Below are 15,973 nucleotides of genomic sequence, written 5' to 3'. Positions count from 1 at the left end.
ATGGAAAAAGGACTTAAATTTGCTATACGTGAAGGTGGAAGAACAGTTGGAGCTGGAGTAGTTAGTGAGATAATAGAGTAATAATATAAATAAATTAAAAGAAGGGGAAGCCCTTCTTTTAATTTAATAAAAAAAATAAAAAAAATGAAAATAACCCTTGTAATTTGTGTATTTTTAAGTTAAAATATTAAAGTATGCGATTGACATGCGATGAGGCAAGAGGTAGCTGCGTCTTGCAGGGAATTTTTGCTGAGAATGTCCAATTACTAATTGGGCGGCAGGCTTTGCCTGAACATTTATCTTTTTTACATTAGAAAACACCTGGATAAGTGTATCGGTAAAACCTTGTCGTATGTAAATAAACATGCGATAGAAGGAGGGAATCGTAAATGGCTAATAATTCTAAAGGGAAACAAAAGATAAGAATAAGATTAAAAGCTTATGATCACAATGTTTTGGATGCATCTGCTGAAAAAATAGTAGAAACTGCTAAAAGAACTGGTGCTAAGGTTTCAGGTCCGGTACCGTTACCAACAGAAAAGCAAGTTATTACAATATTAAGAGCTGTGCATAAGTACAAAGACTCTAGAGAGCAGTTTGAACAAAGAACTCATAAGAGATTAATCGATATTTTAAGCCCAACACCAAATACTGTTGATTCATTAATGAAACTTAATTTACCAGCAGGTGTTGATATTGAAATTAAATTATAATTGTTAAATGGAATAAGTATGGTTAACACCTTACTTAGAATGATTACTGTAAAGGTAATCCGCTGTAAGAAAACAGGAGGTGTATTGAATGAAAGGTATATTAGGAAAGAAAATAGGAATGACTCAAATCTTTACTGAAGAAGGAAAAGTGGTTCCTGTGACGGTTGTAGAAGCAGGCCCGATGAATGTAGTGCAAGTTAAAACTACAGACATTGATGGGTATAATGCTGTTCAAGTAGGATATTCAGACATAAAAGAAAAGAAAGTGAATAAGCCTATAAAAGGACATTTTAGTAAAGCTCAAGTTGATTTTAAAAAGCATTTAGTTGAATTTAGAACTGAAGATGCATCTAATTTCAATATAGGAGATGAGCTAAAAGTTGACTTGTTTGAATCGGGAGATATGATTGATGTAAGTGGTGTTTCAAAAGGTAAGGGATTCCAAGGTGTTATTAAAAGACACGGACAATCAAGAGGACCTGAAACACATGGTTCAAAATATCATAGAAGACCAGGTTCAATGGGAGCTTCATCAGATCCATCAAGAGTGTTTAAAGGTAAAAAATTACCAGGACATATGGGTCATAAAAAAGTAACAATTCAAAACTTGGAAATAGTTAAAATTGACACGGAAAATAATTTATTACTTGTGAAAGGTGCAATACCTGGACCTAAGGGTGGATTATTAACAATAAAAGAAAGCGTAAAGGCTTCTAAATAAGTTCTATAGAAGGGAGGATATGAAATGCCTAAAGTAGCTTTATATAACGTATCAGGTGAGCAAATCGATGATATAGAATTAAATGATAATGTGTTCGGAGTAGAAGTAAATAAACATGTATTATATGAAGTAGTAAAAAATCAATTAGCTAATAAAAGACAAGGAACTCAATCTGTTAAAACTAGAGCTGAAGTAAGAGGTGGAGGAAGAAAGCCTTGGAGACAAAAAGGTACAGGTAGAGCTCGTCAAGGAAGTATAAGAGCACCACATTGGGTAGGTGGCGGTGTAACATTCGCTCCAAAACCAAGAGATTATAGCTATAGTGTACCGAAAAAAGTTAGAAGACTTGCTATGAAATCAGCTTTAAGTTCTAAAGTTTTAGATAATGAATTGTTTGTTGTTGATGAAATGAAAATGGATCAACCTAAAACAAAAGAAATGGCAAATATCTTGAAAAATTTAAATGCAAACAAAAAAGCTCTTATAGTTATGGATAGAAAAGATGAGAATGTAATTAAATCAGCAAGAAATATTGAAGGTGTGCAAACTGCATTAGTTAATACAATAAATGTATATGACATATTAAAATATGATGCTTTTATCATAACTAAAGATGCTGTTAAAAAAGTGGAGGAGGTGTATGCTTAATGCGTAATCCACATGATATAATAAGAAGACCTGTAGTAACAGAACAAAGTATGAATGATATGGCTGAAGGTAAGTACACTTTTGTAGTGGATAAAAGAGCCAACAAAACTGAAGTAAAAAAAGCGGTTGAAAAAATATTTGATGTTAAAGTAAGTAAGGTCAACACAATGAATATGACTGGAAAACTTAAGAGAATGGGAAGAAATATTGGAAGAAGACCAAGCTGGAAAAAAGCTGTGGTAACTTTAACTGAAGATAGTAAAGCGATTGAATTCTTCGAAGGTATGTAATAAATAGTTAGTAAGAAGGAGGGAAACATAATGGGTATTAAAAAATTTAGACCTACTTCACCAGCCTTGAGACAAATGACAGTTTCTACTTTTGATGAAATAACAACAGACCAACCAGAAAAATCACTTTTAACTTCTTTAAACAAAAAGTCTGGAAGAAATAGTCAAGGTAAGATAACTATACGTCATAGAGGTGGCGGAGCAAAAAGAAAATATAGAATAATTGATTTTAAAAGAAATAAAGATGGCGTACCTGGTAAGGTAGCTACAATAGAATATGATCCAAATAGAACAGCAAATATAGCGCTAATTCATTATGCAGATGGTGAAAAGAGATATATATTAGCTCCTAACAAATTAAAGGTAGGAGATATTGTAGAATCAGGTGAAGATGTAGATATCAAAATAGGTAATGCATTACCACTTAAATTTATACCAGTAGGTTCAACGATTCATAATGTAGAACTTAAAGCAGGTAAGGGTGGTCAATTAGTTCGTTCAGCAGGTAACTCTGCGCAATTAACTGCTAAAGAAGGTAATTATGCTCAAGTTAAATTACCATCTGGAGAAGTAAGAATGGTAAGAATTGAATGTAGAGCAACTATAGGTCAAGTGGGTAATATAGATCATGAAAATATTACTATAGGTAAAGCTGGTAGAAAGAGACACATGGGAATTAGACCTACTGTAAGAGGTAGTGTTATGAACCCTAACGATCATCCACACGGTGGTGGTGAAGGTAGAACTCCTATAGGTAGACCATCTCCAGTAACTCCATGGGGTAAGCCTACACTTGGATATAAAACTCGTAAGAAAAATAAGAAATCTGATAAGTATATTGTAAGATCAAGAAAAAGAAAGTAACTAATCGGTAGATAATAACAGTTGAAAGGAGGCACTTTAATGGGTAGATCATTAAAGAAAGGACCTTTTGTAGATGATCATTTAATGAAAAAGGTTGAAGAATTAAATGAGAAGAATGATAAAAAAGTAATAAAGACATGGTCACGTCGTTCAACTATATTTCCTCAAATGATAGGACACACTATAGCGGTTTATGACGGTAGAAAGCATGTTCCGGTATATATTACTGAAGATATGGTTGGTCATAAACTAGGTGAGTTTGCTCCAACTAGAACATTCAGAGGACATGGAGATACAGAGAAGAAAACATCACTTAGATAATATAAGAAGGATTTTGATGTGAGGAGGGACGAAAATGGAAGCTAAAGCAATAGCTAAACATGTTAGAATTTCACCTAGGAAAGTTCAAATCGTTGCTGATCTAGTAAGGGGAAAAAATGTAGACGAAGCACTTGCTATATTAAAATTCACTCCTAGAAAAGGCGCAGATAAATTAGAAAAGGTTCTAAAATCAGCAGTAGCAAATGCTGAGAATAATTTTGATTTAGATAGAGATAATTTATATATATCAGAAGTTTATGCAAATCAAGGTCCAACACTTAAAAGATGGAGACCGAGAGCTCAAGGTAGAGCTTTTCAAATTAGAAAAAGAACTAGTCATATAGGTGTAGTAGTTAAAGAAAGAGAATAAGAAAAGGAGGGATACGAATGGGTCAAAAAGTTAACCCACATGGTTTAAGAGTCGGAGTAATAAAAGATTGGGATTCAAGATGGTACGCAGATAAGAAAAACTTTGCGGATTATTTAGTAGAAGACAATAAGATACGTAAATATGTTAAGAAAAAAATGTTTATTGCTGGAATTTCTAAAATAGAAATTGAAAGAGCGGCAAATAGAATAAAACTTAATGTTTATACTGCTAAGCCGGGTATGGTTATAGGAAAAGGTGGTTCAGGAGTAGAATCATTAAGAAAAGATTTAGAAAAAATGACTGATAAAAAAGTTGTTGTAAATGTTGAAGAAGTAAAAGTTCCAGAAAAAGATGCTCAATTAGTTGCAGAGAATATTGCATCACAAATTGAAAGAAGAGTATCTTTCAGAAGAGCTATGAAGCAAAGTATTCAAAGAACAATGAGAACTGGAGTAGAAGGTATTAAAACTTCAGTAGCTGGTAGATTGAATGGTGCAGATATGGCAAGAACTGAAGGATATAGTGAAGGTACTATACCTCTACAAACACTTAGAGCAGATATTGATTATGGATTTGCAGAAGCTGATACAACTTATGGAAAAATTGGTGTTAAAGTTTGGATATATAAAGGAGAAGTTCTTCCAGTTAAAGAAGAACAGTAATCCCTTAAGGAAGGAGGAATAGGTCATGTTAATGCCTAAAAGAGTAAAGCATCGTAAAGAGCATAGAGGAAGAATGAAAGGTAAAGCAACCAGAGGAAATACTATTACTTATGGAGAGTATGGAATTCAGGCTTTAGAGCCAGGTTGGATTACATCAAATCAAATAGAGGCAGCAAGAAGGGCTATGACAAGGCACGTAAAAAGAGGTGGAAAGATTTGGATAAAAGTCTTCCCAGATAAACCAGTGACTAAGAAACCTGCTGAAACTCGTATGGGTAAAGGTAAGGGTTCACCAGAGTACTGGGTAGCCGTTGTAAAGCCAGGTAGGATAATGTTTGAGATAGCTGGAGTATCTGAAGAATTAGCAAGAGAAGCTATGAGATTAGCAATGCATAAACTACCTATTAAATGTAAATTTGTAACTCGTGATGAGGGTGGTGAAGCTAATGAAAGCTAGTGAACTACGTGAAATGACAAAAAATGAATTGGAAAACAAGCTAGCTGAGTTAAAGTCTGAGTTATTCAACTTAAGATTCCAGTTAGCTACTGGACAACTTGATAATCCTATGAGAATAAAAGTTGTAAGAAAAGATATAGCAAGAGTGAAGACTATAACAAGAGAACGCGAACTAAAAGAATTAAAGGCTTAATAGTTCCATGAAAGGAGGGCTAATTAATGGAAAGAGCAAATAGAAAAGTAAGAACAGGTAAAGTTATGAGCAATAAAATGGATAAAACAATAGTAGTTGGAGTAGAAACATTTATTTCTCACCCACTTTATGGAAAGCAAGTTAAGAAAACAACAAAATTTAAAGCCCATGATGAAAATAATGAGTGTAACATAGGTGATAAGGTGAAAATCATGGAAACTAGACCATTAAGTAAGCAAAAAAGATGGAGATTAGTAGAAATTATAGAAAAAGTTAAATAATCCTTACAGAACTGAAGGGAGGGTAATATATGATTCAAGTTGAATCTCGCTTAAAAGTAGCAGATAACTCTGGTGCAAAAGAGTTATTGTGTATAAAAGTTTTAGGTGGTACAAGAAGAAAATATGCAAATGTTGGAGATATAATAGTTGCTTCTGTTAAAACAGCAACACCCGGCGGTGTTGTTAAAAAAGGTGACGTAGTAAAAGCAGTAGTAGTAAGAACTACAAAAGGTCTAAGAAGAGATGACGGAAGTTATATTAGATTTGATGAAAATGCTGCTGTTATTGTAAAAGATGACAAACAGCCAGCAGGAACTCGTATCTTTGGTCCTGTAACAAGAGAACTAAGAGACGGAAACTTCATGAAGATAATCTCACTAGCACCTGAAGTATTATAAAGGGAGGTGTAATGAATGCACGTGAAAAAAGGAGACACTGTTGTAGTTATAGCAGGTAAAGATAAAGGTAAAAAAGGTAAAGTGTTACAAGTTATTCCTAAGAAAAATAGAGTATTAGTTGAAGGCGTCAACATGATAACTAAACATCAAAAGCCTAGTCAACAAATGCAACAAGGTGGTATAGTACATCAAGAAGGCGCTATTCATGCATCAAATGTTATGGTTTGGAGCAAAGCTGATGATCAAGGTGTAAGAGTAGGATATAAAACGTTAGATAATGGAAAGAAAGTAAGAGTAAGTAAGAAAAGCGGCGAAGTAATCGACTAAGTTTCATGGAAGGAGGATAGGTTATGACATCACGTTTAAAAGAAAAGTATACAAATGATGTAGTACCATCACTTGTAGAAAAATTCAATTATAACAATGTAATGGAAGTACCAAAATTAGAAAAGATAGTAATCAATATAGGTATGGGATTAGCAAAAGATAATCCAAAAGCTTTAGAAACAGCTATAGAAGAGCTTAAAACTATAACAGGACAAAAACCTGTAACAACTAAAGCGAAAAAGTCTGTTTCTAACTTTAAGATTCGTGAAGGTATGCCAGTAGGAGCGAAAGTTACTCTAAGAGGAACTAGAATGTACGATTTTTTAGATAAATTAATGAATATTGCTTTACCAAGAGTTAGAGACTTTAGAGGTGTTTCTAAAACATCTTTTGATGGAAGAGGAAATTATGCTTTAGGCATAAAAGAACAATTAATATTCCCTGAAATTGAATATGATAAAGTTGATAGAATTAATGGAATGGATATAATTATAGTAACTACTGCTGAAAATGATGAGCAAGCAAGAGAATTTTTAGCTCTTATGGGAATGCCCTTTAAAAAATAATAAGGAGGGATTTATGTGGCAAAGAAAGCTATGAAATTAAAGCAACAAAGAAAAGCAAAATATAGTACACAAGAATATAATAGATGCAGAATTTGCGGAAGACCTCATGGTTATTTAAGAAAATTTGGTGTATGTCGTATATGTTTTAGAGAACTAGCATATAAAGGACAAATACCAGGGGTAAAGAAAGCAAGTTGGTAAGAATAAACGAGAGTGGAAGGAGGTAACTCTAATGGCAATGACAGATCCAATCGCTGATATGTTAACAAGAATAAGAAATGCTAATCGTCAAAAGCACGATACAGTAGATATTCCTGCTTCTAACATCAAGAAAGCAATAGCTGAGATATTATTAAATGAAGGTTTTGTAAAGGGCTATGATGTGATCGAAGATGGTAAACAAGGAATAATAAGAGTGCAACTTAAATATAGCAGAGATAATGAAAAGGTAATAACTGGACTTAAGAAAATATCAAAACCAGGACTTAGAGTATACGCTAAAAAAGATGAAATACCAAGAGTTTTAGGAGGGCTAGGAATAGCAATACTTTCTACTTCAAAAGGTATATTAACTGATAAAGAAGCTAAAAAGAACGACGTAGGTGGAGAAGTAATCTGCTACGTATGGTAATAGATTATTAGATCTATGAGGAGGTGCAATTATGTCAAGAATAGGTCTTAAACCAATAGAGATACCTGAAGGTGTTGAGGTTAAATTAGATGATAAAAACTACATGGTAGTTAAGGGACCAAAAGGAACATTAGAACAACAATTAGAAAAAGATATGAATATAGAAATAAAAGATAATGAAATAACAGTAAGTCGTCCTACTGAAAATAAAAGACATAAATCCCTTCACGGACTTACAAGAACACTAATAGATAATATGATTATTGGTGTTACTAAGGGATATGAAAAAAAATTAGAAATACAAGGTGTAGGTTACCGTGCACAAAAACAAGGTAAAAAATTAAACTTGAATTTAGGTTTTTCACATCCAGTAGAAATGGAAGATCCAGAAGGAATCGAGACTGAAGTTCCAGCGAACACTAAGATAATAGTTAAAGGAATAGATAAGCAAAAAGTAGGGAATTACGCAGCAGTTATAAGAGAATTAAGAAAACCAGAGCCATACAAAGGTAAAGGTATAAGATACGAAGGTGAAAGAGTAAGACGTAAAGAAGGTAAAACTGCTAAATAGAAAGAAAGGAGTGAACAAGAGTGCTTAATAAAGTAAGAAAAAATGAGAGAAGATCAAAAAGACATGCTAGAATGAGAAACAAAGTACAAGGAACTCCTGAGAGACCTAGATTAAATGTCTATAGAAGTTTAAATCATATATATGCTCAGATAATTGATGACGTTAACGGCGTTACTTTAGTTCAAGCATCCACTCTTGATAAAGACTTAAAAGATAAGTTAGAATCCACATCTAACAAAGAAGCTGCTAAAGAAGTAGGTAAGCTTGTAGCAGAAAAAGCAAAAAAAGAAAATATTGAATCTGTAGTTTTTGATAGAGGCGGATATATTTATCATGGTAGAGTAAAAGAATTAGCTGAAGGAGCAAGAGAAGCTGGCCTTAATTTTTAGACAAAGGAGGGGAACAAATGAAGCGTGGACGTATAGATGCTAGTGAATTAGATTTACAAGAAAAAGTTGTTAATATAAATCGTATAACTAAAGTTGTAAAAGGTGGTAGAAACTTTAGATTTAGTGCACTTGTTGTAGTTGGAGATGGAAATGGTTATGTAGGAGTAGGAATGAGCAAGGCTATTGAAATCCCAGATGCTATAAGAAAAGCTATAGAAGATGCTAAGAAACATTTAGTTAAAGTGCCAATGGTTGGTACTACTATACCACATGAAATAATAGGTAGATTTGGCGCAGGTAATGTATTATTGAAACCAGCTCCAGAAGGTACAGGAGTTATAGCAGGTGGTCCTGTTCGTGACGTATTAGAACTTGCAGGTGTAAGAGATATTAGAACAAAATCCTTAGGCACAAGTAATCCAAGAAATATGGTAAATGCAGTTATAGATGGATTGGATAGACTTAAAACTTCTGAAGAAGTTGCAAAGCTAAGAGGAAAATCAGTAGAAGAAATCATAGGTTAGGGGGCGAGAACCTTGGCTAAAATAAAAGTGAAATTAATTAGAAGTAAAATAGGCAAAACTGAAAAGCAAATAAAAACAGTTGAAGCTTTAGGCCTTAGAAAAATAGGTCAAGTGGTAGAACACGAAGATAATCCACAAATAAGAGGTATGGTAAACAGAGTAAACCATATGGTAGAAATAGTTGAGTAATTTAAAGTAAGGAGGTGCGACTATGAAACTTCATGAGTTAAGACCTAACGAAAATGGAGGCACTAAAAGCCGTAAAAGACTTGGTAGAGGTACAGCTACAGGACAAGGTAAAACTTCTGGTAGAGGTGAAAATGGCCAAAGATCACGTTCTGGCGGAGGCGTAAGACCAGGATTTGAAGGCGGACAAATGCCAATATATAGAAGGTTACCTAAAAGAGGATTTACTAATATATTCGCTACAAACTATGCTATAGTAAATGTAGAAGATTTAAATAGATTTGAAGAAGGAGTAGAAATAACTCCAGAATTATTAAAGGAATCAAAACTAATAAAGAAATTAGAAGATGGCGTTAAAGTACTCGGAAATGGTGAGTTAAACAAAAAACTAACTATTAAAGCCCACAAATTCAGCAAATCAGCTGTTGAAAAAATAGAGGCTGCAGGGGGAAAGGTAGAGGTGATCTAAAGTGTTATCAACTCTAAGAAATGCATGGAAAATTCCGGATTTAAGAAAAAAAATACTATTTACATTATTAATGTTAGCAGTTTTTAGATTAGGTTCCAATATACCAGTACCGTTTATGAATAAAGATGTTATTCAAGAATTATTTCAAGGTAGTGGTGGAGGAGTATTAGAACTATTTAACTTAATGAGTGGTGGAGCATTTGGTCAGATGACTATTTTCGCTCTTAATATTTATCCATACATTACCGCATCTATAGTAATTCAATTATTAACTATCGTTATACCTTCTTTGGAAGCTTTAGCTAAAGAAGGCGAAGTAGGAAGAAAAAAAATAGCACAATATACTAGATACTTAACAGTAGTTTTTGCATTAGTTCAAGCAATAGGTATATCAGTAGGGTTATTTAGAGGGGCGGTAATAGGCTCTGGATTTCTACCTATTACAGTAGTAGTAATAACAATTACAGCAGGTACAGCATTCTTGATGTGGTTAGGTGAGCAGATAACAGAAAATGGTATAGGAAATGGTATATCACTTATAATCTTTGCAGGTATCATATCTAGGATACCTGGAGGAATATATAATGCGGTGAACCTTTGGTTAAATGCTAAAACTGTTAGTTTGATAGAATTAATCTTATTTGCTATAATAGCTGTTATTGTAATAGCTGGTGTTGTAGCAATACAGGAAGGACAAAGAAGAATTCCAGTTCAATATGCTAAGCGAGTTGTAGGAAGAAAAATGTATGGTGGACAAAGCACACATATACCATTAAAGGTATTAATGGCTGGAGTTATTCCAGTTATATTTGCTTCATCATTACTAGCATTCCCACAAACTTTAGGATTTTTCTTTGAAAGCTGGGCAGTTTTCATATCAAAATGGTTATCACCACAAGGTAGCCCAGGAGTATGGATCTATTCAATATTAAATGTAATATTGATTGTATTCTTTACTTATTTCTATACTGCAATACAATTTAACCCAGTTGAATATGCAAATAACTTAAAGCAAAATGGTGGTTTTATTCCTGGTATTAGACCTGGAAGGCCTACAACAGAATATTTAAATAGGGTTATATCAAGACTTACTTTGGTTGGTGCCATAGTATTAGCACTTATTGCTACTATGCCAACAATTTTATCTTCATTTGGTAATTTAAAAATAGGATTTGGAGGAACAGCTCTATTAATCGTAGTTGGTGTTGCACTAGAAACTGTTAAACAAATGGAGTCACAAATGATGATGAGACATTATAAAGGATTCTTAAAATAGAAAATTCTCTAAGGAGATGAGATTTTGAGACTTATATTATTAGGACCACCTGGAGCTGGGAAAGGAACCCAAGCTTCAGGTATAATAAATAAATACAATATACCACATATATCTACTGGAGATATATTTAGAAAAAATATTAAAGAGGGTACTGATTTAGGAAAGCAAGCTAAGGAATACATGGATAAGGGATTACTTGTTCCTGATGAATTAGTTGTAGGTCTAGTAAAAAATAGATTGACAGAAAATGATACTGAAAATGGATTTTTATTAGATGGTTTTCCAAGAACAGTAGCTCAAGCTGAAGCCCTTGATACTGAACTTAAAAATTTAGGTTGGTCTTTAGATAATGTTATTAACATTAAAGTATCAAAAGATGAATTAGTAGAAAGAGCTGTAGGTAGAAGGATTTGTAAAGATTGTGGTGCTACTTACCACATTAAATTTAATCCACCTACTATACCAGGTAAATGTGATGTGTGTGGAGGAGAACTTTATCAAAGAGATGATGATAACGAGGAAACTGTAACTAAAAGAATTGAAGTTTATGAAAACCAAACCTCACCACTTATAGAATATTACAATAAACAAAGTGTTTTATTGAATATAGATGGTGCTCAAAATATAGATAAAGTTTTTGATGATATAGTAGATGCTCTTGGGAGCAAGAAATAATGATTATTTTAAAAAGTAAGAGAGAAATAGAAAAGTTAAAAATAGCTGGAAATCTAGTAGCCAAGACTCATGAATATTTGAAAGGTTTAATAAAACCTGGAATAACAACAAAGGAGCTTGATGAAGCAGCTTATGAATTTATTACCAAGCATGGTAGTGTACCAGCATTTAAAGGTTATCAAGGCTTTCCAGGTAGCATTTGTGCTTCAATAAATAACGAAGTAGTTCATGGTATACCAGGATTAAAAAAGTTAAAAGATGGCGATATTATAAGTATAGATATCGGTACTATAGTTGATGGTTATTATGGAGATGCTGCTAGGACACATGGTGTAGGCGAAATTAGTGAAAATGCTAAAAAACTTATAGATGTAACTAAAGATAGTTTTTTTGAAGGAATCAAATTTGCTAAAGAAGGTTACAGACTATCTGACATATCTCATGCAATACAAAAGTACGTTGAAAGCAATGGCTTTTCAGTTGTAAGAGACTATGTGGGTCATGGAATAGGAAGATCAATGCATGAAGATCCACAAATACCTCATTATGGACCACCAGGTAAAGGGCCAAGGCTTAAAAGAGGAATGGTTCTTGCGATTGAACCTATGGTAAATGAGGGTACCTTTAGAGTGAAAGTATTGGAAGATGATTGGACAGTGGTAACACTTGATAGTAAATTATCTTCTCATTATGAAAATACTATAGCTATTACCGATGGAGAACCAGAAATTTTAACAATCTAGAGGTGAAGCATTTGGAAACTACAGGAGAACTTGAATTAGGTCAAGTTGTAAAGTCTAGTGCTGGAAGAGATAGTGATAAATTTTTCATCGTAGTTGATATAATAGATAAAAATTATGTTTTACTAGTAGATGGAAGTTTAAGAAAGCTAGATAATCCTAAGAAGAAGAAAGTTAAACATATCAAAAAAACAAATAAAATTTTTGATGAATTAAAAAACAAAATCGAAGCTAAAGAAAAGTTCAACAATGCATATATTAGAAAATTATTGGCTTCTTTAGTAAAAGAGAATTAAAGCCAGGAAATGGAGGTTATATAACCTTATGTCCAAAAAAGATGTTATAGAGGTAGAAGGAACAGTTTCAGAAACTTTACCAAATGCAATGTTTAAAGTAGAGTTAGAAAATGGTCATGAGATATTAGCACATATTTCAGGCAAATTAAGAATGAATTTCATAAGAATTCTCCCTGGAGATAAAGTTACTATTGAATTGTCACCATATGACTTATCAAGAGGAAGGATTACGTGGCGAAAGAAGTAACAAGGAGGGATTACAGTGAAAGTAAGACCATCAGTAAAAAAGATGTGCGAAAAGTGCAAACTTATTAGAAGAAAAGGCAAAGTAATGGTTATATGTGAAAATCCTAAGCACAAACAAAAACAAGGATAATATTTACCCTAGTTTTATAAAGGATTTTGTAGTATAATATTTAGTTGATTAATAAAATTAGAGCGCGGCTGCTTTATGAATAGATAATCGTAAACATAAGTTTAGGAGGTGTAAGCTTAAATGGCCAGAATCGCGGGTATAGACTTACCAAGAGATAAAAGAGTAGAAATTGGATTAACTTATATATATGGTATAGGTAAATCAAAATCAAATGAAATATTAGCAACAACTGGTATTAATCCAGATACAAGAGTGAAAGATTTAACTGAAGATGAAGTAAGTAAACTTAGAAATGAAATAGATAATATTATGGTTGAAGGTGACCTTAGAAGAGAAACAGCTATGAACATCAAAAGACTTAAAGAAATTGGTAGTTATAGAGGTTTAAGACATAGAAGAGGTTTACCAGTAAGAGGACAGCATACTAAAAACAATGCAAGAACTAGAAAAGGTCCTAAAAAATTAGCAAGTAAAAAGAAAAAGAAATAAAGGAGGGACTTATAAGTGGCTAAAAAAGCAGTAAAAAGAGGTCGTGTAAAGAAAAGACAACGTAAAAATATTGAAAGAGGTCAAGCACATATTCAGTCTACTTTTAACAATACTATTGTTACTATAACTGATACTAAGGGAAATACAATTTCATTTGCAAGTGCTGGTCAACTTGGTTTTAGAGGGTCAAGAAAGTCAACTCCATTTGCAGCACAAATGGCAGCAGAAGAAGCAGCTAAAGCTGCTATGGTACATGGATTAAAAACAGTTGAAGTTTATGTTAAAGGACCTGGTTCAGGTAGAGAAGCTGCAATCAGATCGTTACAAGCTACTGGTTTAGAAGTGAACTTAATAAAAGATGTCACTCCAATCCCACACAATGGTTGTAGACCACCTAAAAGAAGAAGAGTATAACATAAAGAGATTAGAGGAGGTGCAAAATATATGGCAAGATATACAGGACCTGTGTGTAGACAATGTCGTAGAGAAGGGTTAAAACTTTATTTAAAAGGAGACAAATGTTTCACAGATAAATGTCCAGTTACTAGGAGAAACTATGCACCTGGTGAACACGGACAGGGTAGAAAGAAATTATCAAACTATGGAGTTCAATTAAGAGAAAAACAAAAAGTACGTAAATACTATGGGGTATCTGAAAAACAATTTGCTAAATACTTTGATATGGCTGATAAAATGGAAGGTATTGCAGGTGAAAACTTCTTAAAAGTATTAGAAACTAGATTAGATAACGTAGTTTATAGATTAGGACTTGCGTCATCTAGAGCAGAGGCAAGACAACTTGTAAATCATGGACATTTCTTAGTAAATGAAAAGAAAGTTGATATAGCTTCTTATTTAATCAATACAGGAGATGAAATAGAAGTTAAATCAAAAAGTACACAATCTGCTAAATTCAAAGAGTTAGTTGAAGGGCATCAAGGAAGCGTGCCACAATGGTTAAATATAGATACAGAAAACTTAAAAGGTAAAGTAGTTGCTGAACCTTCAAGAGAAGATATAGAGCTCCCAATTGAAGAACACTTAATCGTAGAGTGGTATTCTAAGTAATAAAATATAGAATTGGTTGCCCTCAGAATAGATAAAAAACTGATAGGGAGGGTTAAGTTAATGATAGAGATAGAAAAGCCAAAAATTGAAGTAGTTGAATTAAGTGAAGATAATACCTATGGAAAGTTTGTAGTAGAGCCTTTAGAAAGAGGATATGCTACAACTTTAGGTAATTCTCTGAGAAGAATATTACTTTCTTCACTACCTGGTGCAGCTGTTTCATCTATAAAGATTCAAGGGGTGTTGCATGAATTTTCAACAATACCTGGAGTTGTAGAAGATGTAACAGAAATAATACTCAATGTTAAAAATATTGCAGCTATTATGCATACAGATGAGCCTGTAACTTTAATAATTGATGTTGAAGGTGAAGGCGAAGTTACTGCTGGTGATATACAAGTAAGTGGTGATGTAGAAATTTTAAATAAAGATTTACACATAGCTACCTTAGATAAGAATGGCAAGTTATATATAGAACTTGTTATGGAAAAAGGTAGAGGATATGTACCAGCTGAAAGAAACAAAAAAGAAGAAGACTCAATAGGAACATTACCTATAGATTCTATTTACACTCCTGTTAAAAAAGTGAATTTCAGTACTGAAAATACTAGAGTAGGTCAAGTAACTGATTATGGTAAATTAGTACTTGAAGTATGGACTGACGGGACAATTAAACCTGATGAATCAGTTTCATTAGGAGCTAAAATATTCAATGAACATCTTAATTTATTTATAACTCTTACTGATACTGTAGATGATGTAGAGATTATGGTAGAAAAAGAAGAAGACACAAAAGAAAGAGTTCTAGAAATGACTATTGAAGAGCTTGATCTTTCTGTTAGATCTTATAATTGTCTAAAAAGAGCTGGCATAAATACGGTTGAAGAATTAACAGATAAGTCTGAAGAAGATATGATGAAAGTTAGAAACTTAGGTAAAAAATCTCTTGATGAAGTAGAAAAAAAATTAAAAGATTTGGGCTTAGGTTTAGAAAAATCTGAAGAATAGAATTACCCTAACAAGAAGGAGGGATACGAGATGGCTAAGTTAAGAAAGCTTGGACGCCCTACTGACCACAGAAAGGCTATGTTAAGAAACTTAGTAACAAGTCTTTTAAGAGAAGGTAGAATAGAAACTACAGTAACAAGGGCTAAAGAAACAAGAAAATTAGCTGAAAAAATGATAACACTTGGCAAAAAAGGTGATTTACATTCTAGACGTCAAGTATTAGCATATATATATGATGAAACAGTAGTTAAAGAATTATTTGATGAAATAGCACCTAAATATGAAGATAGAAATGGTGGATATACAAGAATAATGAAATTAGGACCTCGTAGAGGCGATGGTTCTGAAATGGCTATAATTGAATTAGTATAAATAATTAAAGGGGCTAAGAATATTCTTAGCCCCTTTAATTATTTATTTTTTGCAATATATAAATGTTTGAACTACCTTACTTACTGTGCTAA

The 15,973-nt window shown here is 33.0% G+C and carries 32 protein-coding genes and 1 pseudogene; all 33 read left to right on the top strand.

What is annotated here, in order from left to right:
• Window positions 1-81 (top strand): annotated as a pseudogene (locus tag D3Z33_RS02195) (elongation factor Tu); the annotation flags it as partial.
• A gap of 308 nt (window positions 82-389) precedes the next feature.
• The gene (gene rpsJ, locus D3Z33_RS02190; protein ID WP_160196141.1) at window positions 390-713 is read left to right on the top strand and encodes a 30S ribosomal protein S10; all 324 of its coding nucleotides are present in this window, start codon (window positions 390-392) and stop codon (window positions 711-713) included.
• 88 nt (window positions 714-801) lie between these two features.
• The gene (gene rplC / locus D3Z33_RS02185) at window positions 802-1,434 is read left to right on the top strand and encodes a 50S ribosomal protein L3 (protein ID WP_160196140.1); all 633 of its coding nucleotides are present in this window, start codon (window positions 802-804) and stop codon (window positions 1,432-1,434) included.
• Window positions 1,435-1,458: 24 nt separating this feature from the next.
• Complete coding sequence (rplD, locus tag D3Z33_RS02180) at window positions 1,459-2,082, top strand: 50S ribosomal protein L4 (protein WP_160196139.1); 624 nt, start codon at window positions 1,459-1,461, stop codon at window positions 2,080-2,082.
• Window positions 2,082-2,372 (top strand): 50S ribosomal protein L23, encoded by a 291-nt coding sequence (rplW, locus tag D3Z33_RS02175; protein ID WP_130807973.1) that lies wholly within the window; start codon window positions 2,082-2,084, stop codon window positions 2,370-2,372. Before rplD ends, rplW begins: the two co-directional genes overlap by 1 nt.
• Before the next feature lie 30 nt (window positions 2,373-2,402).
• Window positions 2,403-3,236 carry a 50S ribosomal protein L2 gene (rplB, locus tag D3Z33_RS02170; RefSeq protein ID WP_160196138.1) on the top strand — a complete coding sequence of 278 codons (834 nt, stop codon included), beginning with the start codon at window positions 2,403-2,405 and terminating at the stop codon, window positions 3,234-3,236.
• A 39-nt stretch (window positions 3,237-3,275) separates the two neighbouring features.
• A complete protein-coding gene (rpsS, locus tag D3Z33_RS02165) occupies window positions 3,276-3,557 on the top strand; it encodes a 30S ribosomal protein S19 (RefSeq protein ID WP_130807971.1) in 282 nt (93 codons plus the stop codon).
• A gap of 34 nt (window positions 3,558-3,591) precedes the next feature.
• On the top strand, window positions 3,592-3,927 hold the full coding sequence (gene rplV / locus D3Z33_RS02160) for a 50S ribosomal protein L22 (RefSeq protein ID WP_130807970.1): 336 nt from the start codon (window positions 3,592-3,594) through the stop codon (window positions 3,925-3,927).
• Window positions 3,928-3,944: 17 nt separating this feature from the next.
• A complete protein-coding gene (gene rpsC / locus D3Z33_RS02155; RefSeq protein ID WP_160196137.1) occupies window positions 3,945-4,589 on the top strand; it encodes a 30S ribosomal protein S3 in 645 nt (214 codons plus the stop codon).
• Window positions 4,590-4,614: 25 nt separating this feature from the next.
• On the top strand, window positions 4,615-5,046 hold the full coding sequence (gene rplP / locus D3Z33_RS02150) for a 50S ribosomal protein L16 (protein WP_130807968.1): 432 nt from the start codon (window positions 4,615-4,617) through the stop codon (window positions 5,044-5,046).
• Complete coding sequence (gene rpmC, locus D3Z33_RS02145) at window positions 5,036-5,239, top strand: 50S ribosomal protein L29 (RefSeq protein ID WP_130807967.1); 204 nt, start codon at window positions 5,036-5,038, stop codon at window positions 5,237-5,239. The genes rplP and rpmC overlap by 11 nt, the downstream gene beginning before the upstream one ends.
• Before the next feature lie 26 nt (window positions 5,240-5,265).
• Entirely contained in the window at window positions 5,266-5,520 is a 255-nt protein-coding gene (gene rpsQ, locus D3Z33_RS02140) for a 30S ribosomal protein S17 (protein ID WP_130807966.1), read from the top strand.
• A gap of 29 nt (window positions 5,521-5,549) precedes the next feature.
• Window positions 5,550-5,918, top strand: coding sequence for a 50S ribosomal protein L14 (gene rplN, locus D3Z33_RS02135; RefSeq protein ID WP_160196136.1), 369 nt, complete (start codon window positions 5,550-5,552; stop codon window positions 5,916-5,918).
• A 15-nt stretch (window positions 5,919-5,933) separates the two neighbouring features.
• Window positions 5,934-6,245, top strand: a complete 312-nt coding sequence (gene rplX / locus D3Z33_RS02130; protein WP_160196135.1) for a 50S ribosomal protein L24 — start codon at window positions 5,934-5,936, stop codon at window positions 6,243-6,245.
• 23 nt (window positions 6,246-6,268) lie between these two features.
• Window positions 6,269-6,811 carry a 50S ribosomal protein L5 gene (gene rplE, locus D3Z33_RS02125; RefSeq protein ID WP_160196134.1) on the top strand — a complete coding sequence of 181 codons (543 nt, stop codon included), beginning with the start codon at window positions 6,269-6,271 and terminating at the stop codon, window positions 6,809-6,811.
• 15 nt (window positions 6,812-6,826) lie between these two features.
• Window positions 6,827-7,012, top strand: coding sequence for a type Z 30S ribosomal protein S14 (locus tag D3Z33_RS02120; protein ID WP_160196133.1), 186 nt, complete (start codon window positions 6,827-6,829; stop codon window positions 7,010-7,012).
• 31 nt (window positions 7,013-7,043) lie between these two features.
• On the top strand, window positions 7,044-7,442 hold the full coding sequence (rpsH, locus tag D3Z33_RS02115; RefSeq protein WP_130807961.1) for a 30S ribosomal protein S8: 399 nt from the start codon (window positions 7,044-7,046) through the stop codon (window positions 7,440-7,442).
• Between the two features lie 31 nt (window positions 7,443-7,473).
• Complete coding sequence (gene rplF / locus D3Z33_RS02110; protein ID WP_160196132.1) at window positions 7,474-8,013, top strand: 50S ribosomal protein L6; 540 nt, start codon at window positions 7,474-7,476, stop codon at window positions 8,011-8,013.
• A gap of 20 nt (window positions 8,014-8,033) precedes the next feature.
• Complete coding sequence (gene rplR / locus D3Z33_RS02105; protein WP_160196131.1) at window positions 8,034-8,402, top strand: 50S ribosomal protein L18; 369 nt, start codon at window positions 8,034-8,036, stop codon at window positions 8,400-8,402.
• Window positions 8,403-8,419: 17 nt separating this feature from the next.
• Window positions 8,420-8,926: a 30S ribosomal protein S5 gene (gene rpsE, locus D3Z33_RS02100; protein ID WP_160196130.1), complete on the top strand. Its 507-nt coding sequence runs from the start codon at window positions 8,420-8,422 to the stop codon at window positions 8,924-8,926.
• Window positions 8,927-8,938: 12 nt separating this feature from the next.
• A complete protein-coding gene (gene rpmD, locus D3Z33_RS02095) occupies window positions 8,939-9,115 on the top strand; it encodes a 50S ribosomal protein L30 (RefSeq protein WP_130807957.1) in 177 nt (58 codons plus the stop codon).
• 22 nt (window positions 9,116-9,137) lie between these two features.
• A complete protein-coding gene (rplO, locus tag D3Z33_RS02090) occupies window positions 9,138-9,581 on the top strand; it encodes a 50S ribosomal protein L15 (RefSeq protein WP_160196129.1) in 444 nt (147 codons plus the stop codon).
• A gap of 1 nt (window position 9,582) precedes the next feature.
• Window positions 9,583-10,857 carry a preprotein translocase subunit SecY gene (gene secY / locus D3Z33_RS02085; protein WP_160196128.1) on the top strand — a complete coding sequence of 425 codons (1,275 nt, stop codon included), beginning with the start codon at window positions 9,583-9,585 and terminating at the stop codon, window positions 10,855-10,857.
• A gap of 24 nt (window positions 10,858-10,881) precedes the next feature.
• On the top strand, window positions 10,882-11,532 hold the full coding sequence (locus D3Z33_RS02080) for an adenylate kinase (RefSeq protein ID WP_160196127.1): 651 nt from the start codon (window positions 10,882-10,884) through the stop codon (window positions 11,530-11,532).
• Window positions 11,532-12,275, top strand: a complete 744-nt coding sequence (gene map, locus D3Z33_RS02075) for a type I methionyl aminopeptidase (RefSeq protein ID WP_160196126.1) — start codon at window positions 11,532-11,534, stop codon at window positions 12,273-12,275. The genes D3Z33_RS02080 and map overlap by 1 nt, the downstream gene beginning before the upstream one ends.
• Window positions 12,276-12,286: 11 nt before the next feature.
• Entirely contained in the window at window positions 12,287-12,568 is a 282-nt protein-coding gene (locus D3Z33_RS02070) for a KOW domain-containing RNA-binding protein (RefSeq protein WP_130807952.1), read from the top strand.
• Between the two features lie 28 nt (window positions 12,569-12,596).
• Window positions 12,597-12,815, top strand: coding sequence for a translation initiation factor IF-1 (infA, locus tag D3Z33_RS02065; protein WP_160196125.1), 219 nt, complete (start codon window positions 12,597-12,599; stop codon window positions 12,813-12,815).
• A 15-nt stretch (window positions 12,816-12,830) separates the two neighbouring features.
• Entirely contained in the window at window positions 12,831-12,944 is a 114-nt protein-coding gene (gene rpmJ, locus D3Z33_RS02060) for a 50S ribosomal protein L36 (RefSeq protein ID WP_130807950.1), read from the top strand.
• Between the two features lie 120 nt (window positions 12,945-13,064).
• Window positions 13,065-13,433 carry a 30S ribosomal protein S13 gene (gene rpsM, locus D3Z33_RS02055; RefSeq protein WP_130807949.1) on the top strand — a complete coding sequence of 123 codons (369 nt, stop codon included), beginning with the start codon at window positions 13,065-13,067 and terminating at the stop codon, window positions 13,431-13,433.
• 15 nt (window positions 13,434-13,448) lie between these two features.
• Window positions 13,449-13,847, top strand: coding sequence for a 30S ribosomal protein S11 (gene rpsK, locus D3Z33_RS02050; RefSeq protein WP_130807948.1), 399 nt, complete (start codon window positions 13,449-13,451; stop codon window positions 13,845-13,847).
• Between the two features lie 30 nt (window positions 13,848-13,877).
• Window positions 13,878-14,501 (top strand): 30S ribosomal protein S4, encoded by a 624-nt coding sequence (gene rpsD, locus D3Z33_RS02045; RefSeq protein WP_160196124.1) that lies wholly within the window; start codon window positions 13,878-13,880, stop codon window positions 14,499-14,501.
• A 60-nt stretch (window positions 14,502-14,561) separates the two neighbouring features.
• The gene (locus tag D3Z33_RS02040) at window positions 14,562-15,509 is read left to right on the top strand and encodes a DNA-directed RNA polymerase subunit alpha (RefSeq protein WP_160196123.1); all 948 of its coding nucleotides are present in this window, start codon (window positions 14,562-14,564) and stop codon (window positions 15,507-15,509) included.
• A 30-nt stretch (window positions 15,510-15,539) separates the two neighbouring features.
• Complete coding sequence (rplQ, locus tag D3Z33_RS02035) at window positions 15,540-15,881, top strand: 50S ribosomal protein L17 (protein WP_160196122.1); 342 nt, start codon at window positions 15,540-15,542, stop codon at window positions 15,879-15,881.
• Window positions 15,882-15,973: the final 92 nt, after the last annotated feature.

The sequence above is a fragment of the Senegalia massiliensis genome (assembly GCF_009911265.1).
GTDB classification, from domain to species: Bacteria; Bacillota; Clostridia; order Tissierellales; family SIT17; genus Anaeromonas; species Anaeromonas massiliensis_A.
The sequence above is the reverse complement of the archived record's forward strand: the minus strand, read 5'-3'. Positions and strand labels throughout refer to the sequence as shown.